We start from the raw sequence: 21,067 nt of genomic DNA, 5'->3' as shown, positions 1-21,067 counted from the left end.
TATTGATACTTTATCCTAAAACAAGAAGGTCTAAACATGTTTTTCCATTAATCGAACAATACACTGACAGACTTCATTTCATACACGCGGGTAATGGCCTCCGCAATCAGCGGTGCAACTGACAGCTCTACAATTTTATCAATTTTCTTTTCTTCTGGCAACGCAATTGAATTGGTAACAACCAGTTCTTTAATTTTTGAATTTTGAATGCGTTCAATTGCCGGACCGGACAGAACCGGATGCGTACAGCATGCGTACACTTCTTTCGCTCCGTTTTCGATCAGTGCGTTGGCAGCTAATGTAATCGTTCCGGCCGTATCAATGATATCATCAATTAAAATAGCAGTTTTCCCTTCAACTTGTCCAACGATATTCATGACTTCCGCCACATTTGGCTTTGGCCGGCGCTTATCAATGATGGCAATCGGCGCTTTTAAACGATCGGCAAGTTTTCTTGTCCGCGTCACGCCACCATGGTCTGGAGAAACAACGACGATATCATCAAGATTTTTGCTTTTAAAATAGTCAGCTAAAATCGGAACTCCCATCAAGTGGTCGATTGGAATATCAAAAAATCCTTGAATTTGCGGCGCGTGCAAATCAAGCGTAATGACGCGCGAAGCTCCTGCCGTTTCCAAAAGATTGGCCACTAGCTTCGCCGTGATCGGCTCGCGGGAGCGCGCTTTCCGGTCTTGACGGGCATAGCCGTAATACGGCATAACAATATTAATCGTTCGTGCCGAGGCGCGTTTTAACGCATCGATCATAATTAATAATTCCATTAGATGCTCATTGACCGGGACACTTGTCGATTGAAGAACGAAAACGTCATCGCCGCGGATGCTTTCCTCAATGTTAATTTGAATTTCCCCATCGCTAAAACGGGAGACAGAGCATTTGCCTAATTGAATTCCCATAATTTCCGCAATTTCTTCCGCTAACTTCATGTTTGAATTTAACGCAAATAATTTTAGATGATGATGACACTCAGACATGATAGACCTCCACTAAGAATTTTTCTTGATCGACAGACGGTCGACATAGTTTTCTTTATTCACTTGCCGCGAGCGGGCAATTGATAATGCGTTTCCAGGAACGTCCTCGGTAATGGTGGAGCCGGCGGCAACATAAGCGCCTTTTCCAATCGTCACAGGAGCAATTAAATTGACATTACAGCCAATAAACGCTCCATCTTCAATTTTTGTCATATGTTTATTTTTTCCATCATAGTTTACGGTAATGGATCCGCAGCCAAGATTAACGTTGGCGCCGACTTCCGCATCGCCGATATAGCTTAAATGTGACGCTTTGCTTCCTTTGCCAAACGTCGATTTTTTCACTTCGACAAAATTTCCGATACGGACCTCATCATCGATTTTCGATAATGGACGAATATGGGCAAACGGTCCGATCGTGACATCGTTCCCAATTTCACTGTCATGGGCAACGGAATGGCGAATCGCTGTGCCGTTTCCAATCAAACAATCTTTAATTTCCGAGTTTGGTCCAATCGTACAATCTTCACCGATTACCGTTTTTCCTTCAATGACCGTCCCTGGATAAATCACGGTGTCACGGCCGATTTGCACCTCAGCGGATATATACGTATGAGCAGGATCAATAATCGTTACCCCGTTCATCATATGTTTGCGACAAATCCGCTCGCGCATAATTTTTTCTGCCTCGGCGAGGGCAACGCGGTCGTTTACCCCGATTGTTTCTTCAAAAGACGGAGCTTTGTACGCGGAAATGATACTGCCATTTGATTTTAAAATTTCAATGACATCTGTTAAATAATATTCCCCTTGTACATTATTGTTTGATACATGTGTAAGCGCTTGAAATAAAGATTTGTTATCAAAACAATATGTCCCTGTGTTAATTTCTTTGATGGCACGTTCTTGTTCGCTTGCATCTTTATGTTCGACAATTTTTTCAACATTGCCATGAGCATCGCGAACAATACGGCCATATCCGGCAGGGTTATCTGCAACTGCTGTCAAAATCGTTGCTTTTGCATTGGTCGCAAGATGATGATCAAGCAACGCTTGCATCGTTTCAGCAGTAACTAACGGTGTATCTCCGCATACAACGAGCGTTACTCCATCTTTTTCTCGTAAATAAGGGGCTGCTTGCATAACTGCGTGCGCCGTCCCTAATTGCTCTTGCTGAAGGGCATATTCGCTTTGGTCGCCAAGCTGCGCTTTTACTTGTTCTGCTCCAAATCCAACAACAGTAATAAGCTTTTCTATTCCTAGCTGTAAAACTTGGTCCACCACATGCTGAACCATTGGCTTGCCGCAAACAGGGTGCAATACTTTATATTGTTTCGACTTCATCCTCGTTCCCTGTCCAGCTGCCAATATGACCGCATACCGTTTTGCCATATATAGGTCCTCCAATTACCTTTTTATCCATAATTGAATATATCTTAATTAATGGTGTATTTCAAGGAATCATTGATTTTTCTAAAATAAGGCAAAAAATATAAAGAGCCTGTCCATTTGGCACAGGCTCTTTTTTCTTATTTTTATGAAGCACCAGCTTCTTCAAGTTCTTCTTCCAACTTACCTAAGCGATGATACTCAGCTAATATTGCCTCTTGAATTTTCCCGCGCGTCGCTGAGTTAATCGGATGCGCAATGTCGCGAAATTCTCCATCTGGAGTACGCTTGCTTGGCATTGCGACAAACAATCCATTATTGCCATCGATGACGCGGATATCGTGGACAACGAATTCGTTATCCAGTGTGATCGAGGCAATCGCTTTCATACGTCCTTCGGTATTTACGCGGCGTAATCTTACGTCAGTAACTTCCATTATGTTCACCACCTTTTCCCTATATCAGACTTGATTATTTTTATTCCACATGTCTTCTCTATTTCCTTCTTTTTTTTGAAAATTTTTTATACAAAAATACCTAGTATGCAATATACAGCATCCTTGGCTGTTTAGGGAAAAGGTAGGATATGGAAATCTATTGAATCAACGCGACTACTTCAATTTCGACAAGGGCGTCTTTCGGCAGTCTCCCTACTTCCACGCACGAACGCGCTGGTTTATGGTTTGTGAAATATTGACTATATACTTCATTCATTGCCGCAAAATCATCCATGTTTTTCAAAAACACCGTCGTTTTGACTACTGTATCAAGCGATGCGCCAGCCGCTTCCAAAACGGCTTTTAAGTTTTGAAATACTTGATGTGTTTGTGCTTTTATGTCGCCTTGTACCATCTCTCCTTCGGGAGTGAGCGGAATTTGCCCCGAGCTGTAAAACATGTTATTGACGATAATTCCTTGCGAATACGGACCAATCGCCTGCGGCGCTTTATTCGTTTCTACTTTTTTCATCCTGTTTGTTCTCCTTTCTCGTTTATCTATTCCATAAATTGCGTGTAATTTCCTGCTTTTACGGTAATTTGTTTTTCTTTGACATCGACAGAAGACAATTTCACGAGCGAAATATATTCGTCTACGAGCCGCTCTTTCGTTTCTTCCGATTCGACAAGAACACCGATACCGGAAAGTTTTGCGTTAAACTCATTCAACAAATTTACCATGCCGTTAACCGTTCCGCCCGCTTTCATAAAATCATCGATGATTAATACATTGGCTCCTTCCGCCAAGCTCCGCTTTGCCAGCACCATCGTTTGAATGCGCTTGGAAGAACCGGAAACGTAGTTGATGCTGACCATCGATCCTTCTGTTACTTTATTGTCATGGCGGACAATAACAACTGGAACATACAAAAAGTGGGCGACCGCATAGGCGAGCGGAATTCCTTTTGTCGCAATCGTCATGACGACATCGACCGGCCGGTCGGCAAAAATCGACGCATAAAGCCGGCCGATTTTGTTCATAATACGAGGGTCACCAAGAATATCGGTCATATATAAGTATCCGCCGGGCAACAACCGATCCGGACGCGATAACTGCTCGCATAAATATGTCACAATTTCTTCAGATTCCTGTTTCGACATTTTTGGGATATATTGTACGCCGCCAGCAGCCCCCGGCAACGTTTTAATCGTTCCAATCCCCTGCTGTTCAAATGTCTGTTTAATAATCGCTAAATCCTCGCTAATCGATGACTTGGCCGATTCATAACGCTCCGCAAAAAACGTAAGCGGAATAAGCTGATGTGGCCGTTCAAGAAGATAATGGGTCATATCCACTAAACGGCCGCTGCGCCTTAACTTCATAGCGGACCTCCCAAAACCGAATGTTATAAAGTAAATATACCAAAAATGTACGTGTTTAATCAAGTGGATGACGTTCACCTAATAAACGAACAGCGAATACTTGTTCACAAAAACCACGAAGCCCATTGTAAATGCGCTGCATTCTTGAATCATGCTGGACGAGCCCGAATACCGTCGGCCCACTGCCGCTCATCAATACTGCATCTGCGCCAAACCGCCTCATTTGCTCTTTAATATGCGCTACTTCCGGATGCTTTTTCAACGTTACTTCTTCCAATACGTTCCCGACTAATTGGCAAATAGCAAAATAATCTTGGCGTTCAATCGCCTCTACCATGGCATCAACATCCGGATGCGTCACTTCCTCCACCTTTAAATTCCGATACACTTCCGCGGTAGAAACGCCAATGGACGGTTTTGCCAACACAACCCAGCATGGGGGCGGTGAAGGAATGGGGATAATTTTTTCGCCGCGCCCGGTGGCAATCGCTGTTCCGCCGTAAACGCAAAACGATACGTCAGAACCGATTTGCGCTCCTAACTCTGCTAATTCATCAAGGGTAAGACCTAAATTCCAAAGCTTATTTAATCCCCGCAATGTTGCGGCGGCATCGCTGCTTCCCCCCGCTAGCCCCGCCGCTACCGGAATATGTTTGGTAATGGAAATTGATACACCCTGTTTAATGCAAAATGTTTCCTTTAATAACTTTGCCGCTTGATACGCCAAATTGCGGTGGTCATCTGGAACGAACCGATTTTGCGAAATAATCTGTATTGCATCATCGGCACGCGGAATTAATTCAATCCGATCGGCTAAATCAATCGTTGTCATGACCATTTTCACTTCGTGATACCCGTCCGGCCGCTTATGTAACACGTCCAATGACAAATTAATTTTTGCTGGTGCCTTTACTAATAGCCTCAAACGTTCCACCTACTTTAACGACTTCCAACTTTCTTCATAAATCCATTTTATCATAATACCACAAATCATGAATGTTGCTAAATACAGAAAAGTATATTTCATTCATCCTGTCAAACAATATGACAAATGGCGCCAAACAAAAGCCGAAGCGGTCGTGCTTCGGCTGTCGCGGCGTTTTTATTTTCCAATGTTGCGTAGACGTTATTCTGTCTTCGCGGCTAGCTGTCGTTCTGCTTTTTCAATCGCCAATTTCACCATATTTCCAGCGTCTTTCGCGCGAATCGCTCCCCATCCTTCTCGCTTCACGACATCATAAAAACCTAATTCTTTTGCTAATTCTTCTTTAAAGCGTTGCGACATAATTCCACGGCGACGACCCAATGTCAGCAACCCCCTCTTATCCGCCGCGACAGTTTTAGTATGAAAAAAAATAAACGTCTTTATGTTGACCTATTTATGACAAAACAAAAAGCAGCAAACAAAATTGTCTACTGCCCACCTACTTTATCGTCATCTAAAAACGTCAATTTTACCGTTTCTGTCAATACATCCGCGTAACTAAACGATACTCGTTCAAACGCGTTCTCTTTTTGGTCGAGTTCAATCACAAATACCGATGGATACGTTTCTGCTAATATTCCACAGCGTTCAATCGTCTTTCTCCGCCCGCCGTTTGCTCGCAACGTCAAACGTCTGCCGATATTAGAATCCAACGTTTTTTTAATATCGGATAAAGTTTTTGGCATTCACTATCCACCTCACTGTTTTTAATTATAACAAAAATTCTCTTTAAAGTCAAAAATAAAAATTATACCAATGCACTTTCATTACTGTCAATGTTTATTTTTCTACAAAATCCCTCTTTTTATGTATATTATGGCACTTTTATGTAAAAATATGTATCCGTTAAAAATAAAAAAACCGCCTTTTCATCATGGCGGTTCTAATCACCTGTATCATCCATTAAACGGAAAGGCATTCCTGTACGCAGCACTCCCTTGGTTTCTACCCCTCCAAGTCCTTTTTCCCCGGTTAATGTATTGCGGACCACATCCCAAACATTGACGGTCTCCATAAAAGGGGTGAAACTAATCCGCGAAACAATATAGACGGGATCGAGCGCATGAATGTTTACCCGTGCCGGAGAACTGGCAAAGTTGGCACCAGCGCGGATCAATGATTCAAAATGGGATTGGCACGCTCCCGCGAAAATAATAAGCTGGTCAAGATGAGGAACTTTTTTGCGCGCTTCCTTGACCGTCTGTACAAAATGTTTCGAGTGGCGGTAAGCCTTTAAATCATTTACTTTTCCTTTTGATTTCGAATAGGAATCATGGCCGGTAATGACTAAAATATCCGGGCGAAACTGCTCAATCAGTGCACCAACTTTTTCCGACATTTCGCTTTCCTCGCAATACACCCCATATACCGGCACGCCAATTCGTTCGTATAAATCCAAACATTTTCGCAAATATAAAGGGTCACCGTCCAGATGAAGGACACGTCCTGGAATTTGAAAAAAATCCTTCTCCGTCCGGTATCCCCCTGTTGCCCGATATTCGATTTTTTGCTTTATTGCATGGTAATCTTGGCGAAACAGTTTATATGACTGTTCAATAAGCTCTATTTCCTTTTTCTTTCTTTCCTGCTGTTCCCGTTCATCGATGATGACTAAATCGCTGCACGGGGCATCCGCGATCAGTCTCACATCTTCACCATATAAAATGGCTTCCCTCTCGTCCCCTTTTTCTTTTATATCGATTACGCGAAACAATAAATCACATTTATATGATTTTCTAGCCACAATATCGCCGATCTTGATGTCCATCACCCATCACTCCATTATGAAATAAATGCCTACTAAGTACCATATGCATATTCGGACAATAGGTGATAGACATTATGCATTCCTTGCTGCACGCCAGCTCAAAAACGCACTAAAGGTTGATCAATATGTTGCGCAATGCATTGCTTAGTGCGGCGAACTCTTCCATTGTCAGCGTTTCTCCGCGACGGCGCGGATCAATATTTGCGTTAGCTAAAGAGCTTTCGATTTGCTCTTTCATCGCCTTTCCGTTCGGCAAGTTGTTGACTAAATTGTTTAAAATCGTTTTTCGGCGCTGCGCGAAGCTTGCCCGCACGACTTGAAAGAAAAATGTCTCATCGTTTACTGCTACAGGCGGCTGTTTTCTCTTTATTAATCGAATCACGGCGGAATCGACGTTCGGTTGCGGAATAAACACGGTCCGCGGCACCGTCATGACGACCTCTGCTTCTGTATAATACTGAACTGCAATGGACAATGAGCCATAATCTTTTGTCCCTGGCTTGGCAGCTAGACGGTCGGCTACTTCCTTTTGCAGCATCACCACCATGCCGCGAATCGGCAGATGGTCGGTCAGCAGCTTCATAATAATCGGTGTGGTTACATAGTACGGCAAATTAGCCACCACCATAATATCGGCTACGTTTGTAAATTCGTCCGCGATCACTTGATGAATATCCGCTTTTAACACGTCTTGATGAATAATTCGCACATTTCCATACGGAGACAACGTGTCGGCCAAAATCGGCAACAATCTCTGGTCTATTTCAAAGGCGACCACTTTTTTGGCCCGGCGTGCCAATTGTTCCGTCAATGCCCCAATTCCCGGGCCAATTTCAATCGCTCCCGTTTCTGCGGAAATTTCCGCAGCATCGACAATTTTCCGCAAAATATTCGTGTCAATTAAAAAGTTTTGTCCTAAACTTTTTTTAAAAGAAAACCCGTATTGATCCAAAATTTCCTTTGTACGTCCCGGCGTGGCAATATCTTTATTCATCCTGTATTTCCTCCTGCATCACTTGCTCTAAAGCTGCATAAAACGTTTCCCTGGTGATTTGAAACACTTTCAACCGCTTATAAAGCTGCTTTCCATTGGCATAGCCGATTTTTAACCTTTCCCCCAATCGCTGCCGCCGCTTTTTCGCTAACTCTCCACCGATTAAGCCGGCAGCAACAAGTTCATCAAACGTGATCTCTTCCTTCCACTCGGTTGTTTCTTCATATACGTTTGCTAACGCTTGACGAATATCTTCCACAGACGCATGTTCAACACCAATTCCTTTTCCATTTTTCGCGATGGCCGCTTTCCTTGGCAAAAAAGCATGTTTACAGCCAGGAACATGCTGGGTAATCGTTTTACGAATTTTTTCCCCTGGAAAATCCGGATCAGTAAAAATAATGACACCCCGTTTTTCTTTTGCCAACTTAATGCGTTCGATAATTTCTTCGCTAATTGCCGCTCCGTTTGTTTCAATCGTATCTGCGTCCACAGCGCGCCGAATTGCTGCTGTATCATCTTTTCCTTCGACAACAATAATTTCCTTAATTCTCATCACCAATTGCGCAGAAATTATTTTCTCATTCCGTAATGGGAATAAGTCCTTTTTCCTATTTCTGCAATGCCTCCTTTCCGGTAAAATAATGATGAAGTAATTTTTCCCGCCAATTATGAAACGATATATTTATTTTTTGCAAAATCAGTGAATATTTTTTGTAAAATCAGCGTAACATTTTTTCAATTTTTTTCGTCTAAATAGGCAGAAACATCTTTCTCCATTATAACGAAAAAGCAGAGGGTAAAAAAACCCTCCGCATCCTTATTCCTTTATTGTAGCACTTTTATTTTTACGCGCTTTTTACCCCAACGAATCGCATCGGATCTTTCAGGCAAAAACACATCAATTTCATAACCGTCAATACCTGAACCTGTATCTGCAGCGATAGCATATCCATACCCTTCTACGTATACTTTTGATCCGAGCGGGATAATATTCGGATCAACGGCAATAACCTTTACGGAAGGGTTTCTACGCAAATTAATTCCCGTTCTCGTTATTCCTGAGCAGCCTTCGCAATACGCGGTATAGGCGGTAGCGGTCACATAAAACTCTTTCGCTGCACCATGTTGACCGCGTGATGTCGGACGGTTTTGCACATTGGCAGATCGTCTTTCAACCACTTTTGTGCCAATAGCAACGATGCGTGTTTTGCTGTTTTTAATCTGCTTTACGGCAATTAATTTACGTGCTACTTCTTTTCCGTTTTCCAACACTATTTCATACGTTTTCGCAACAAGCCCTTTTTCTCCAGGGTGGATGACGCGCCGTTCACCTTTTGGCAATGTGGGGTCTTGTTTCGTGACGACTGCAAAGTCCACTGGTTCTTCCACTACATCGGTGACTTTTTCAACTTTAATCACTTTTACGACCGTATTTTCTTTTATTTTCTCTTGTAAAGATGGCTCTACACGATCGAGTTTACCTAATTTTACATTTTGTTGTTTTAAAAAGTCAGCGACAGTAGTCGAAGTTGCCCACACTTGTTGCTGTTTACCACCGACATTTAATTGAACTGGGAATGCCTTTTCGACATGAATTTCCATTCCCTTTTTGATTTTCTTGTCTGGCGCCGGTGCAACTTTGTCGTGCTGTCCGATTTGAATATGCTGCAAGTTTAATAGTTCATCAACGGTCTTTGCAGTCGTCCATATTTTTTGTTTTTTCCCATCTATCGTTAACGTTACTTCCTTGCTTGCTTCCCAAACAATATTAAGATCGTCGGTAATTGGCGTATTTAAGGATGGATAAACGTAATCTTCTTTTCTAGGCTTAATATTTTGTTCTTGCAATAATTCTTTTACTGTTTTTGCATGAGTACGAATTTCCTGTTTTTTTCCGTTTACAGTCAATGTTACGTCATCTTTTGCGATTTCATACCCAGCCAATCCCGTTGTTGCCGAAAAAGCTATAAAACTACTAGCAGTAACCGTAAAATTTTTCCTCAATGAATCAGAAATTTTCCTCGCATTGGATAACATAGGATAAAATGCCTCCTTTTTGCTAAAGTTCCCCTCTCCCTTTAACATGTACGCATAAACACACTCTATTATGCAGAAAATTCAGTGAAAAAGGAAGGAAGACTTGTCGACATGTTTATTGTATGTAACGTTCTAAAATTGTAGAACTTTTTCTTCTTCGGCCATGTTTAGACAAGTCTCCCTACCAATTGACAAACGATTTTTAGCGATGGATGCCGAATAATTTTTTCGCGTTCTCTGTCGTTGCTTTTGCTACTTCCTCAAAAGAAATACCTTTAATCTCGGCGATCGCTTCCGCTACATACTTGACGTAGCTCGGTTCATTTCGCTTTCCACGGAAAGGGTGAGGCGTTAAATATGGGCAGTCTGTTTCAATCAATAAATGCTCAAGCGGAATTTGTGCTGCTACTTCCTTCGGCTTTTTCGCGTTTTTAAACGTTACCGGTCCGCCAAGCGAAATAAAGAAGTTCATATCAATGCATTGTTTCGCCACTTCCACACTTCCGCTAAAACAATGCATAATTCCACCCACTTCGGAAGCGTTTTCTTCTTTTAAAATTTGCAAAATATCGGCTGTTGCCTCGCGGTTATGAATAATAATCGGCAGTTTTACTTTTTTTGCCAAAGAGATCTGTCGCCGAAATACGTCTTGTTGTATTTCCTTTGGTGATTTATCCCAATAGTAATCCAAGCCCATTTCTCCTAAAGCCACTACTTTTGGATGAGCTGCTAATTTTTCGAGCATATGTAAATCATCATCTGTCATATCGACCGCGTCAACGGGATGCCAGCCAACTGAAGCATAAATAAAATCATATTGCTCCGCTAGCTCGATCGCCCGTGCAATGGTAGGGCGGTCAAAACCGACGACGACAATATGAGAAACTCCTTCGTTAAGAGCACGGTCAATGACTTCTTGTAAATCCTCGTTATATTGAATTGCATTTAAATGTGCATGGGTGTCAAAGAGCATAACAGTAAACCCCTTTTCTACCTTGTTGTTAAGTGTAACATAGAAATCCATTACATATGTCACAGGATGTTAACATTTTCATTACAAAATGACAACAAAGAGGTGTCGTGTACCGATGAACACCACACCTCTTATGTTGATCATCATTTTATTTTTGTCCCGTTCGGAATATCTTTATCAACAGTAGCAACAGACAGCACTCCGTTTTCTTCGCCGGCAAGAATCATTCCTTCGGACAGTTCACCACGCAGTTTTGCCGGTTTTAAATTGGCGACGCAAATCACTTTTTTGCCGATCAAATCCTCTGGTTTGTAAAATTGCGCAATTCCCGAAACGACTTGACGTTTTTCATCGCCAAGGTCCAGCTTGAGCTTCAACAGCTTATCGGCGTTTTTCACCGGCTCCGCGTGCACCACTTCGGCAACACGTAAATCGACTTTCGCAAAATCGTCAATCGTGATCTCTTCTGCTTTTGGCGCTTGCTTTTCCTCTGTCTTCTTCGCCGGCGCACTGCCTTGCATATGCGCTTTAATGTACTCCACTTCTTTTTCGATCTCTAGGCGCGGGAATAGCGGATCCCCTTTTGTCACTTTTATGCCTTCTTTAATGAGGCCGAATTCGTATAAGCTTTCCCATTGTTTTAACTGTTCATCAACAATGCCAAGCTGCGTGAAAATTTTCTCCGGCGTACGTGTTAAAAACGGCTGCAACAAAATAGCGACATGGCGAAGCGATTCTGCTAAATGGGTCATTACCGATGCCAACTGTTCTTTTTTGCTTTCATCTTTCGCGAGCACCCAAGGCTGCGTCTCATCAATATATTTGTTCGTTCGGTTAATCAGCTGCCATACAGACGCAAGCGCTACCGAAAATTCCATTTTTTCCATCGCTTCTTCATATTGCTTCACTACTTCTTTTGCCGTTTCGGCAAGATCGTTGTCAAATGCCGTTTTTGCTCCGCAATACGGTGGAATAATGCCATCAAAATATTTTTCCACCATCGCTACCGTGCGATGTAACAAGTTCCCTAAGTCGTTTGCTAAGTCATAGTTAATGCGTTCGACAAATCCTTCTGGAGTAAATACGCCGTCAGAACCAAACGGAACTTCACGAAGCAAATAATAACGAAGCGCGTCTAACCCATAGCGGTCAATTAATGTAACAGGGTCAACGACATTTCCTTTTGATTTGGACATTTTTCCGTCTTTCATTAACAGCCAGCCGTGCGCAAACACTTTTTTCGGCAGCGGCAAATCAAGCGCCATTAACATAATTGGCCAATAAATGGTATGGAAGCGGACGATTTCTTTTCCGACTAAATGAACATCCGCCGGCCAATATTTGCGAAACTTCTCATCATCATCAGTACCGTAACCTAACGCCGTAATATAGTTTGTAAGCGCGTCAATCCAGACATAAATGACGTGTTTTGGATCACCAGGAACTTTAATGCCCCAGTCAAACGTTGTGCGTGACACAGCTAAATCTTCCAGCCCTGGTTTAATAAAGTTGTTAATCATTTCATTTTTGCGCGACTCCGGCTGGATGAACTCCGGATTTTCTTCATAGTATTGCAAAAGACGATCGACATATTTGCTCATTCTAAAGAAATACGATTCTTCTTTCACTTTCTCTACCGGACGGCCACAATCCGGGCAGTTTCCATCAACGAGCTGTCGCTCAGTATAAAATGATTCGCACGGTGTACAATACCATCCTTCGTATTCACCTAAATAAATATCACCTTGTTCGACAAGACGCGCAAAAATTTTCTCTACTACTTTTTTATGACGTTCTTGCGTCGTACGGATGAAGTCATTATAAGAAATATCAAGCTTTTTCCACAATTTTTGGATGCCTTCGACAATTTCATCGACATATTGTTGCGGGGTTACTCCTTTTTCTTCCGCTTTGCGCTGAATTTTTTGTCCATGTTCGTCCGTGCCGGTCAAATACATGACATCATAACCGCGCAGGCGTTTATAGCGCGCCATCGCATCCCCCGCTACAGTCGTATAGGCGTGACCGATATGCAGATTCCCGCTCGGATAGTAAATCGGGGTCGTAAGATAAAACGTCTTTTTCTCCATCTTCATACCTCCCTACTCTGTTAGAACAAAAGCCCCCGCCCGACGGACGAGAGCGATGTTACTTCTATTTTACATAATTTTTTCATTCTACAAAAACATCTATTTCTCCTGTGAGAAAAAAATATACATCATACGTATAAAACTACGTCATATTTCGATAAAAATCAGCGAATTAATTATAGGAGGATAAGTATAAACAAAATAGCGATTGCACTGCCTAGCAGGCGGGTTATGCAACTTGTTACTTTTTTAGGACAAAACGGAATGTCATTGTGCACAGCCATCTTTTTCGAAATAATAATATACATTTTTTTAAAATTTTACATATAAAAGGATTGACGTATAATGGAAACGCTGATATGATTAGGATGTAGGAATTTTGTCGAATATTGACGAATAAATCCTAGCAAAATAAAAAACTATTTTTATGGAGAGGGGAAGCGTTTTATGAAATCAACAGGCATTGTCCGCAAAGTTGATGAGTTAGGCCGTGTCGTAATTCCGATTGAATTACGCCGTACGTTAGATATTGCCGAAAAAGACGCATTGGAAATCTACGTAGACGACGACCGCATCATTTTGAAAAAATATAAACCAAATATGACATGTGTCGTCACTGGCGAAGTTTCTGATGACAATTTCAAATTAGCCGGCGGTAAAATCATTTTAAGCCGTGAAGGCGCGGAAATTCTTTTAAAAGAGATCCAAGAACAGTTGCAACAATCGGCTGGCAATAACGATAAATAAAAGAGTTTCTCTAGCTTCTGAGAAACTCCTTTTTTTTACTCGTTATGATATTGTTGATAGACATCGCGTTTCGACATGTTTCGATCTTTTGCTGTCTGTTTAATCGCCTCTTTTGTCGAAAATCGTTTTTCCCTTATATAATATTCCACATGCTCTACTAATGTCAGCGAATGCCACCAGGCTTCTTTCTCGCCATCCACTTCCTGTGTCCCTTCAATAATCAAGCAAAATTCCCCGCGAATTTCATTCGTTTCCGCCCATTCCACCATCTCGCTCAAATTGCCGCGAATGAACTCCTCAAACCGTTTCGTCAGCTCACGGCAGATGACGGTGCGGCGTTCACCAAACACTTCATACATCATAGTAAGCGTTTCTTTTAGGCGATGGGGGGCTTCATAAAAAACCATCGTTTCGCGAACCGTTTTTAATGATTCCAACTGCCGCTTTTTTTCTTTCTTCGCGCGCTCGAGAAAACCGAAAAAATAAAAATGATCGGTCGGCAGCCCCGACGCAACAAGCGCGGTTAAAGCTGCGTTGGCGCCGGGAAGCGGAACAACGGCACACTGCTCTTGGAGCGCAGACACAATCAGTTCATAGCCTGGGTCGGAAATTCCCGGCATCCCAGCATCGCTGACAAGCGCTACCGATTTTCCTTCTTTCAGCCGCGCGACAATTTGCGGTCCGCTCGTGTATTTATTATGTTCATGGTAACTTATCACTGGTGTGTGGATGTCAAAATAATTGAGCAGCTTTTTCGTTTGCCGCGTATCTTCCGCTGCGATCATATCCACTTCTTTCAAAACGCGCACCGCCCGAAACGTCATATCTTCGAGATTGCCGATCGGCGTCGGAACAATATACAGTGTTCCCTTATCTTTATGCTCTGTAAAGCTTTTTTGCTGCCAAAGCATGTCCTTCTGCTCCTTTACGATGGGATAATACCGTATAATATTTGCTTCACTTCATCGGTATATTCATTATTGTCATTATACACCACCAGCGGCGGTAACACTTTCAAATCCGGATTTCCGTCTTTGATCCCTTCCACTAAAATCGTATTGGCCTCTTTTCCCATTTTCGGATAGACAAAGCGCAGCCGTTTCGGCTCCAATCGGTGCTTACGCATCAAGGTAATTAAATCAAGTAGGCGCCCTGGGCGGTGCACAAACGCCGCTTTCCCGCCTTGCTTTAACAGCTGGCTGCTTATGCGAATCACATCTTCAAGCGTACAATAAATTTCATGACGGGCAATCGCCAAATGAATATTTTTGTTCATTTCCTCCGCACTAACTGTCGGAAAGTAAGGAGGATTGCACGTCACCACGTCGTATTTGCTATATCCTAACTGTTTAGGCGCTTCTTTAATATCGCCGTGAATAATTTCTATCTGTTTTTCCAAGCCATTATATTGCACGCTCCTCTTTGCCATATCGCAAAGCCGTTCTTGAATTTCGATGCCAATAATTTTTCCTTTTGTTCTCCTGCTTAGTAATAAAGGAATCACGCCATTTCCCGTACATAAATCGACAATGTGCCCCTTTTGAATCGGCATATAGGCAAACTTGGCCAGCAGCACCGCATCGAGCGAAAAGGAAAATACCGACGGGCTTTGAATAATGCGGATCTCCTCGTTTAAAAGATAATCAAGCCTCTCATCTTCATATAATTCGACCATCATCTATCCTCCCTACGTTCCAAAAAAATAACCTCTCCGGAATGGAAAGGCTACAACCTATACTTATTTTTTATTTAAAAAGGATAAGCAAAACAGACAATCTCCTTCTTTTCGGACGCTTCCATAATGGACATGACAAATATGAAACCCTTCCTGATAAAGACGCGCCAAATTATCATACCCTTCGCCGATATCAATCAGTTTACGTTCATGACCATGCTTATGATCTTTACGCTTTTCCTCCGTCCATTCATTAGCCATTTGTTCAAGCCGCCGGCGCAGATGCGCATTTTCAATTTGTAAATGGTGATTTTCCTCAAGCAATTGTGCTACATATTCTTTTAATTGCACAAGCTGGCGGTATAAATGGCTAAGCTGTTCTTCCATGCTTGTTACAGATTGAAAAATCTCTTTCTTATCCACATTGCCCACCCCAATTAATCTGCGGCTCGAATTGACAGAGTTCCATCTTTCATCAATTCATCGAGCGTATATTCCACGACTCGTCCATGCTCGGACAGCTCTACTTGTAACAATCGTTCCAAAATATTTAATCCAATCACTTTGCCAAGACCGTGCGGAGTTTCCACATATTCGCCTAAATCAGGGAGCTGTTCTTTTGCTGTTTCGTACTCCTCGTTTTCGTATTTTAAGCAGCACATCAAGCGACCGCAGAGGCCGGAAATTTTTGTCGGATTGAGCGATAAATTTTGATCTTTTGCCATTTTAATGGAGACGGGATCAAAATCGCCTAAAAACGTGGAACAGCACAGCATTCTTCCGCACGGACCGATTCCACCCAGCATTTTTGCTTCATCGCGCACGCCAATTTGCCGCAGTTCGATGCGCGTGCGGAAAATAGCTGCTAAATCCTTTACAAGCTCGCGGAAATCAACGCGTCCGTCTGCGGTAAAATAGAAAATCACTTTATTGCGGTCAAACGTATATTCCACATCGACTAGCTTCATTTCCAACCCGTGCTCTTCCACTTTTTTCAGACAAATATCATACGCTTCGCGCGCCGCTTTTTTATTTTCTTCGACAATCCATTTATCTTTCGCATCGGCGATGCGGATCACTTTTTTCAGCGGCAGCACGATGTCATTTTCATCGACTTGCTTATTGCTGATGACTACTTTTCCGTATTCAATTCCACGCACGGTTTCTACAATAACAAACTCCCCGGCAGGAATAATTAGCTCTCCAGGGTCAAAATAATAAATTTTCCCTGCTTTTTTAAAACGGACACCGACGACATTATACAAACGCTTTTCCCTCCTTTAAATCAAGAATGAGTTGCTCCATTAAAAGTGGTACGCTCATATTCGTTGTATTTAAACGCGCTTTCGCCTGTAAAATAATCTCCATGCTTTGAATGATCTGCCGCTGGGAGCAAGCAAGCGCCCATTGCTGCAAATCGTCGATCTTATCTCGGTACACAACGTAATCCGATTGCCCTAATTGTATATGCAACATATCTTTATATATATATAAAAGCAAATCCAGCCCTAAATCGATTTGTTGCTTTTCCTGAAAGTGCGGAACCCACTGATCGTGAAGGAAAAAAAGAGCCTGCAAATCGTTTTTCTTTAACATTTCATATAATTGTAACACTATTTTTCGCGCTTGCGCAAACCAACTATCTCGGCTTAATTCAAGCGCTTCATCATAATTGTTTGTCACATGGGCGGCAAGAAAAGCCATATGAGGCGGAATTTGCTGCCCTATTAAATCATTGGCAAGCAAAGCAGGCGGTAGCGGTTGAAACGAAAATACTTGACAGCGGGAAATGATCGTTTCCAACATGCGATGATATTGCTCCGTCAGCAAAATCGCCACTGTTCCCGGACGGGGCTCTTCTAAAAATTTCAGCAAACTGTTCGCCGCACTCGTGGTCATTTGATCAGCGTGTTCAATAATATATAGTTTTTTATCGGCCTCCATCGCCGTTTTCGTAAATTCCTGCTGTAACAGTTCAATTTGTTCTTTTTTAATCGATTGTCCATCCGGCACAATAACATGAACATCCGGATGGTTTCCCGAATCGATGCGGCGGCAGTTTCGACATTCATTACAAGGTTTTATTCCCAACGGATACAAGCAAAACAAACTTTTCGCCAACAAAAGGCTTACCGCTTTTTTCCCGGTTCCACGCTGTCCTTCAAATAAGTAAGCGTGGGAAACTCTTCCTTTTTCAAGACTTTTGGTAAGCATTTTTACTACAACAGGCTGGTATTGTTCAAGCTGTTCCCACTGCATCGTCATCGTCATCACTCACTTATTTCCTTTATCATTATTCTACCATGTCCTGTTCTTCCTATCATGTTTTGTTTCATGGAAATGCCACTGTTATCTTCCTTCTATTCGCTTCATTACCGCCGTTACGGTCATGGCAAATACTTCGTCAACCGGTTTGGAAGCATCAATGGTAACAATCCGCTCAGAAAACCGCTCCGCCAGCTTTAAATATCCTTCCCGTACCTTATAATGAAAGGACAAGCTTTCCATATCGAGCCGGTTTATTTCTCGTTGCTTATTTTTTTGAATTCTCTCCAGCCCGATTTTCGGATCAATATCAAAATAAATAGTTAGCGATGGAAAATATCCATCAATCGCGAATTGGTTGATTTGCAATACTTCGTCCACACCCAATCCTCTAGCAAATCCTTGATACACTAAAGAACTGTCAACAAACCGGTCGCACAACACAATATTGCCAGCCTCGACCGCGGGAATAATTTTTTCTAAAAGATGCTGCCTTCTCGCTGCGGCATAAAGAAGTGCTTCGGTACGTCCGTCCATTTCGGTATGGTCTGGATTTAAAATAATCGAGCGGATGGCCTCCGCAATGCGCACTCCCCCTGGTTCTCTTGTCGACAGCACAGCAAATCCCTTTTCCCGTAAAAATGTTTCTATTTTCGCAATCATCGTCGTTTTTCCTGCACCGTCAGGTCCTTCAAACGAAAAAAAGCATCCTTTCATATGCTACATCTCCTTTATTTTACAAGTTCATACACTTCTATTTGCTGAGTGGATAAATGCTTTCCGCCTTGAAAGCGCGCATGGTAACGTTTTAGCTGTTTAATTTGTTCGATATGTTCCTTGCAAATCCGTTCCCCTATCCATAACAGCGGCACTCCGGGCGGATAAGGTATAATCGTTTCCGCAGCGATATATCCTTCCGCATTTTTTAAATCTACTACTTTTTTCGGCAACGTTTGCAGTTCCTTATACGAAATCGCCTCAGTAGATGGTAAAAACGAGAAAGAACGAAACGAATGTAACAGCTGTTCACTATAATGTAATCCGCGAAACGCCCGTTGTATTTTCTCGACCACTTGCTCCATCTGTTCGATCACAGCAAGCGGATAGACAAGCAAAACATTAAACGGATCGGCAAGCTCGGCAAAAATTCCTTCTCGCTCTAATCGTTGCTGCAGTTCATAGCCTGACAACTTGCTCCGCGTTTGCAGCGTAATTTTCAGCAAATCAGTCTGTACAAGCGGCTGGCGCGAATGCACGATGGCAATCCCTTCAATCGCAGCTAAAGCATCTTTAAAACGTCTAATTTGTTCAGCCACCTTTTTTACATCGTCTTTTGTCAAACAAGCAATATAGCTTCTTGCCAAATCCAGCGATGCCATAATCGGATAAGATGGGCTGCTCGATTGAAATACTTGCAAAAAATATTTCAGTTTTTCTTTATCGACCAATGAACTATTGAAATGTAAATACGAACCCATTGTCATAGCTGGCAACGTTTTATGAGCCGACTGAACCACTACATCCGCTCCGCACTCAACCGCTGTTTTCGGAAAAGGATGGCCGAGAATAAAATGGGCGCCGTGCGCTTCATCGACAAGCACAGGAATGCGGTAGCGATGCGCGAGATTGACGACTTCGGTAAGATCAACGGCCATGCCGTAATAATTGGGATTGGTTAATACTAGCGCCGCGGCATCTGGATGAAGCTCGAGCGTCTTTTTTATCGTGTCATAGGCTACATAAGAAGCAACACGAACATCTTCATCAAATTCGGGGGAAAGAAAAACAGGAATAGCCCCTGCTAACTGAAGCGCATGCATCACCGACTTATGGCAATTGCGCTGTACAATGACTTTCTTTTTTTCCCCACAAGCAGCGAAAATCATCGCCAAATTTCCAGCTGTAGAACCGTTCACAAGAAAAAACGTCTCTTCTACATTATACAGTTTTGCCGCTAGCAACTGTGCCTCGGCAATAACTGATTCCGGATGATGCAAATCATCTAATCCGGTTAACTCCGTAGCATCCAGTTTTAATAATGGTTCATAATCATTTCTTGCGTTTGCCGGAAATACAAAACCGTATTTATGACCTGGCACATGAAAGGATAACGGATGAATGGCATTATGACGTTTTAGCGCGGTATATAAAGGGGTTTTCCCTTGGTCCATAAACAATCCTCTTTTCTTTCCAAGGTCATTTTTTGATCGCTTTTCATCAACAACAAAATATATATTAACACTAACAAACCGCCTTGAATAGAAGCAGACAAAAAGAGATAACTTTCCGATTGATTCATAGCAAGCGAACATGGCGGCATAATAAAAACAGGCCCCATATTAATAGGACCTTACGAATATATTTCAGAAGATATGATTTTCTTTAACTGTTTTACGTAAAATCTATATTTCGGATCGGCTGTATCAGTCTGAACCATTGCTTTTTCACAGTCTAGACAAAGAAATCGGTCAAAAATGTGAATGCCTTCTTGTTTTGGCTGCTCACAAACGATACATACCTTTTCCATGTCATCTTTGCTAGTAATGGACGTCCCCACCTTCTCCACCTCCCACCCATTATTTTCCCCACATTAATAAGTTTCTATACTAATAGATCATTATATGCATTGAGAAAGTTATAACATGATGGAAAACACCATATGTCTTTCCGGCAGTTTAAGTTTAATAGAGGAGAAAAATAAAAACAGCCAATTAAGCATTACGCCTAATCAGCTGTTTCGGCAACAATTGCCTAGCAACGACCTACTCTTGCAGGGGCGCTGGCCCCAACTACCATCGGCGCTGGAGAGCTTAACTTCCGTGTTCGGGATGGGAACGGGTGTTTCCTCTCCGCCATTGTCACTAGGCAAGTTGTTCAATTGACATAAATAATTTATATTCATCTGATCGATTTTGTCAAGAAGAAGTTCATTCCTTCAAAACTAGATAACCGTCTGTTGGGAAGAAGCCTGGCGCCTGTGCGCTGTCTAGCTCCGGACGCCATCGGCTCGCGACGCTTCGGTCCCGTTGCGGCGGCGACAGCCTCCTCACGGGCCCCTCCAGCGCACCTCGCCGATAGGCGGGCGTCCTCCGCTTTTCTGATGTCTAGCTCCGGCTCCTAGCCCCTTGGGTCGCTTCAGACCTGCTGTGGCGGCGACAGCCTCCTTGCAGGTCTTCCAGCGCCCAGCGGGGCTAACCAATCGCCTGCGCTTTTCGTGGTTAAGTCCTCGATCGATTAGTATCCGTCAGCTGCACGTGTCGCCACGCTTCCACCTCGGACCTATCGACCTCGTCATCTTCGAGGGATCTTACTCGCTTACGCGATGG

The 21,067-nt window shown here is 42.7% G+C and carries 24 protein-coding genes and 2 rRNA genes; 1 reads left to right on the top strand and 25 read right to left on the bottom strand.

What is annotated here, in order from left to right; translation table 11 throughout:
- Positions 1-47: 47 nt before the first annotated feature.
- The 14 genes from AC1WMD_RS17575 to metG form a co-directional block, all read right to left on the bottom strand.
- Complete coding sequence (locus tag AC1WMD_RS17575) at positions 48-995, bottom strand: ribose-phosphate diphosphokinase (protein ID WP_043906427.1); 948 nt, start codon at positions 993-995, stop codon at positions 48-50.
- 12 nt (positions 996-1,007) lie between these two features.
- On the bottom strand, positions 1,008-2,387 hold the full coding sequence (glmU, locus tag AC1WMD_RS17570; RefSeq protein ID WP_494258115.1) for a bifunctional UDP-N-acetylglucosamine diphosphorylase/glucosamine-1-phosphate N-acetyltransferase GlmU: 1,380 nt from the start codon (positions 2,385-2,387) through the stop codon (positions 1,008-1,010).
- Between the two features lie 143 nt (positions 2,388-2,530).
- Complete coding sequence (gene spoVG / locus AC1WMD_RS17565; protein ID WP_003247437.1) at positions 2,531-2,821, bottom strand: septation regulator SpoVG; 291 nt, start codon at positions 2,819-2,821, stop codon at positions 2,531-2,533.
- A gap of 157 nt (positions 2,822-2,978) precedes the next feature.
- Entirely contained in the window at positions 2,979-3,353 is a 375-nt protein-coding gene (locus tag AC1WMD_RS17560; protein WP_043906425.1) for a RidA family protein, read from the bottom strand.
- Between the two features lie 26 nt (positions 3,354-3,379).
- Positions 3,380-4,204 (bottom strand): pur operon repressor, encoded by an 825-nt coding sequence (gene purR, locus AC1WMD_RS17555; RefSeq protein WP_043906424.1) that lies wholly within the window; start codon positions 4,202-4,204, stop codon positions 3,380-3,382.
- Positions 4,205-4,259: 55 nt separating this feature from the next.
- Positions 4,260-5,129: a 4-(cytidine 5'-diphospho)-2-C-methyl-D-erythritol kinase gene (gene ispE, locus AC1WMD_RS17550; protein WP_494258114.1), complete on the bottom strand. Its 870-nt coding sequence runs from the start codon at positions 5,127-5,129 to the stop codon at positions 4,260-4,262.
- 201 nt (positions 5,130-5,330) lie between these two features.
- Positions 5,331-5,510 (bottom strand): small, acid-soluble spore protein, alpha/beta type, encoded by a 180-nt coding sequence (locus AC1WMD_RS17545; RefSeq protein ID WP_043906422.1) that lies wholly within the window; start codon positions 5,508-5,510, stop codon positions 5,331-5,333.
- A gap of 107 nt (positions 5,511-5,617) precedes the next feature.
- Entirely contained in the window at positions 5,618-5,875 is a 258-nt protein-coding gene (gene veg, locus AC1WMD_RS17540) for a biofilm formation stimulator Veg (protein ID WP_043906421.1), read from the bottom strand.
- A 197-nt stretch (positions 5,876-6,072) separates the two neighbouring features.
- Positions 6,073-6,957, bottom strand: coding sequence for a sporulation peptidase YabG (yabG, locus tag AC1WMD_RS17535; protein WP_043906420.1), 885 nt, complete (start codon positions 6,955-6,957; stop codon positions 6,073-6,075).
- Between the two features lie 109 nt (positions 6,958-7,066).
- A complete protein-coding gene (gene rsmA / locus AC1WMD_RS17530; RefSeq protein WP_043906419.1) occupies positions 7,067-7,951 on the bottom strand; it encodes a 16S rRNA (adenine(1518)-N(6)/adenine(1519)-N(6))-dimethyltransferase RsmA in 885 nt (294 codons plus the stop codon).
- On the bottom strand, positions 7,944-8,507 hold the full coding sequence (gene rnmV, locus AC1WMD_RS17525; RefSeq protein WP_043906418.1) for a ribonuclease M5: 564 nt from the start codon (positions 8,505-8,507) through the stop codon (positions 7,944-7,946). The genes rsmA and rnmV overlap by 8 nt, the downstream gene beginning before the upstream one ends.
- 272 nt (positions 8,508-8,779) lie before the next feature.
- Positions 8,780-9,991, bottom strand: a complete 1,212-nt coding sequence (locus AC1WMD_RS17520; RefSeq protein ID WP_494258113.1) for a ubiquitin-like domain-containing protein — start codon at positions 9,989-9,991, stop codon at positions 8,780-8,782.
- A 202-nt stretch (positions 9,992-10,193) separates the two neighbouring features.
- Positions 10,194-10,964, bottom strand: coding sequence for a TatD family hydrolase (locus AC1WMD_RS17515; RefSeq protein WP_494258112.1), 771 nt, complete (start codon positions 10,962-10,964; stop codon positions 10,194-10,196).
- A 143-nt stretch (positions 10,965-11,107) separates the two neighbouring features.
- Positions 11,108-13,054, bottom strand: a complete 1,947-nt coding sequence (metG, locus tag AC1WMD_RS17510) for a methionine--tRNA ligase (RefSeq protein ID WP_043906415.1) — start codon at positions 13,052-13,054, stop codon at positions 11,108-11,110.
- A gap of 447 nt (positions 13,055-13,501) precedes the next feature.
- Between metG and abrB the strand changes: the two genes are divergently transcribed.
- The gene (gene abrB, locus AC1WMD_RS17505; protein ID WP_043906414.1) at positions 13,502-13,801 is read left to right on the top strand and encodes a transition state genes transcriptional regulator AbrB; all 300 of its coding nucleotides are present in this window, start codon (positions 13,502-13,504) and stop codon (positions 13,799-13,801) included.
- A 35-nt stretch (positions 13,802-13,836) separates the two neighbouring features.
- On the opposite strand, the gene rsmI is transcribed toward abrB, so the two are convergent.
- The 11 genes from rsmI to AC1WMD_RS17450 form a co-directional block, all read right to left on the bottom strand.
- Positions 13,837-14,712: a 16S rRNA (cytidine(1402)-2'-O)-methyltransferase gene (gene rsmI, locus AC1WMD_RS17500; RefSeq protein ID WP_043906413.1), complete on the bottom strand. Its 876-nt coding sequence runs from the start codon at positions 14,710-14,712 to the stop codon at positions 13,837-13,839.
- A gap of 14 nt (positions 14,713-14,726) precedes the next feature.
- Positions 14,727-15,476 (bottom strand): tRNA1(Val) (adenine(37)-N6)-methyltransferase, encoded by a 750-nt coding sequence (locus tag AC1WMD_RS17495; protein WP_043906412.1) that lies wholly within the window; start codon positions 15,474-15,476, stop codon positions 14,727-14,729.
- Positions 15,477-15,539: 63 nt separating this feature from the next.
- Positions 15,540-15,899: a DNA replication initiation control protein YabA gene (yabA, locus tag AC1WMD_RS17490; protein WP_043906411.1), complete on the bottom strand. Its 360-nt coding sequence runs from the start codon at positions 15,897-15,899 to the stop codon at positions 15,540-15,542.
- Between the two features lie 14 nt (positions 15,900-15,913).
- On the bottom strand, positions 15,914-16,741 hold the full coding sequence (locus AC1WMD_RS17485) for a PSP1 domain-containing protein (RefSeq protein ID WP_043906410.1): 828 nt from the start codon (positions 16,739-16,741) through the stop codon (positions 15,914-15,916).
- On the bottom strand, positions 16,734-17,741 hold the full coding sequence (gene holB / locus AC1WMD_RS17480) for a DNA polymerase III subunit delta' (RefSeq protein WP_043906706.1): 1,008 nt from the start codon (positions 17,739-17,741) through the stop codon (positions 16,734-16,736). The genes AC1WMD_RS17485 and holB overlap by 8 nt, the downstream gene beginning before the upstream one ends.
- 84 nt (positions 17,742-17,825) lie before the next feature.
- The gene (tmk, locus tag AC1WMD_RS17475) at positions 17,826-18,458 is read right to left on the bottom strand and encodes a dTMP kinase (protein WP_043906409.1); all 633 of its coding nucleotides are present in this window, start codon (positions 18,456-18,458) and stop codon (positions 17,826-17,828) included.
- A 14-nt stretch (positions 18,459-18,472) separates the two neighbouring features.
- Positions 18,473-19,912 (bottom strand): aminotransferase class I/II-fold pyridoxal phosphate-dependent enzyme, encoded by a 1,440-nt coding sequence (locus AC1WMD_RS17470; protein ID WP_494258111.1) that lies wholly within the window; start codon positions 19,910-19,912, stop codon positions 18,473-18,475.
- Between the two features lie 179 nt (positions 19,913-20,091).
- The gene (locus tag AC1WMD_RS17465) at positions 20,092-20,298 is read right to left on the bottom strand and encodes a sigma factor G inhibitor Gin (protein ID WP_043906407.1); all 207 of its coding nucleotides are present in this window, start codon (positions 20,296-20,298) and stop codon (positions 20,092-20,094) included.
- A gap of 192 nt (positions 20,299-20,490) precedes the next feature.
- Positions 20,491-20,607 (bottom strand): 5S ribosomal RNA (gene rrf, locus AC1WMD_RS17460).
- A gap of 61 nt (positions 20,608-20,668) precedes the next feature.
- On the bottom strand, positions 20,669-20,791 hold the full coding sequence (locus AC1WMD_RS17455) for a hypothetical protein (RefSeq protein WP_494258110.1): 123 nt from the start codon (positions 20,789-20,791) through the stop codon (positions 20,669-20,671).
- Between the two features lie 164 nt (positions 20,792-20,955).
- A 23S ribosomal RNA gene (locus AC1WMD_RS17450) occupies positions 20,956-21,067 on the bottom strand; the annotation flags it as partial.

Source organism: Parageobacillus sp. NEAU-HV-2, from assembly GCF_059115485.1.
Note: the sequence above shows the minus strand (reverse complement) of the source record. Positions and strands in the feature narration are given on the sequence as shown.

Coding starts and splice junctions, on each gene's coding strand:
- metG (WP_043906415.1), bottom strand. CDS start 13,054: ATGGAGAAAAAGACGTTTTATCTTACGACCCCGATTTACTATCCGAGC.
- AC1WMD_RS17520 (WP_494258113.1), bottom strand. CDS start 9,991: ATGTTATCCAATGCGAGGAAAATTTCTGATTCATTGAGGAAAAATTTT.
- spoVG (WP_003247437.1), bottom strand. CDS start 2,821: ATGGAAGTTACTGACGTAAGATTACGCCGCGTAAATACCGAAGGACGT.
- tmk (WP_043906409.1), bottom strand. CDS start 18,458: ATGAAAGGATGCTTTTTTTCGTTTGAAGGACCTGACGGTGCAGGAAAA.
- AC1WMD_RS17560 (WP_043906425.1), bottom strand. CDS start 3,353: ATGAAAAAAGTAGAAACGAATAAAGCGCCGCAGGCGATTGGTCCGTAT.
- purR (WP_043906424.1), bottom strand. CDS start 4,204: ATGAAGTTAAGGCGCAGCGGCCGTTTAGTGGATATGACCCATTATCTT.
- abrB (WP_043906414.1), top strand. CDS start 13,502: ATGAAATCAACAGGCATTGTCCGCAAAGTTGATGAGTTAGGCCGTGTC.
- glmU (WP_494258115.1), bottom strand. CDS start 2,387: ATGGCAAAACGGTATGCGGTCATATTGGCAGCTGGACAGGGAACGAGG.
- yabG (WP_043906420.1), bottom strand. CDS start 6,957: ATGGACATCAAGATCGGCGATATTGTGGCTAGAAAATCATATAAATGT.
- rsmI (WP_043906413.1), bottom strand. CDS start 14,712: ATGCTTTGGCAGCAAAAAAGCTTTACAGAGCATAAAGATAAGGGAACA.
- AC1WMD_RS17470 (WP_494258111.1), bottom strand. CDS start 19,912: ATGGACCAAGGGAAAACCCCTTTATATACCGCGCTAAAACGTCATAAT.
- AC1WMD_RS17495 (WP_043906412.1), bottom strand. CDS start 15,476: ATGGTCGAATTATATGAAGATGAGAGGCTTGATTATCTTTTAAACGAG.
- AC1WMD_RS17575 (WP_043906427.1), bottom strand. CDS start 995: ATGTCTGAGTGTCATCATCATCTAAAATTATTTGCGTTAAATTCAAAC.
- AC1WMD_RS17515 (WP_494258112.1), bottom strand. CDS start 10,964: ATGCTCTTTGACACCCATGCACATTTAAATGCAATTCAATATAACGAG.
- holB (WP_043906706.1), bottom strand. CDS start 17,741: ATGACGATGCAGTGGGAACAGCTTGAACAATACCAGCCTGTTGTAGTA.
- rnmV (WP_043906418.1), bottom strand. CDS start 8,507: ATGAGAATTAAGGAAATTATTGTTGTCGAAGGAAAAGATGATACAGCA.
- veg (WP_043906421.1), bottom strand. CDS start 5,875: ATGCCAAAAACTTTATCCGATATTAAAAAAACGTTGGATTCTAATATC.
- rsmA (WP_043906419.1), bottom strand. CDS start 7,951: ATGAATAAAGATATTGCCACGCCGGGACGTACAAAGGAAATTTTGGAT.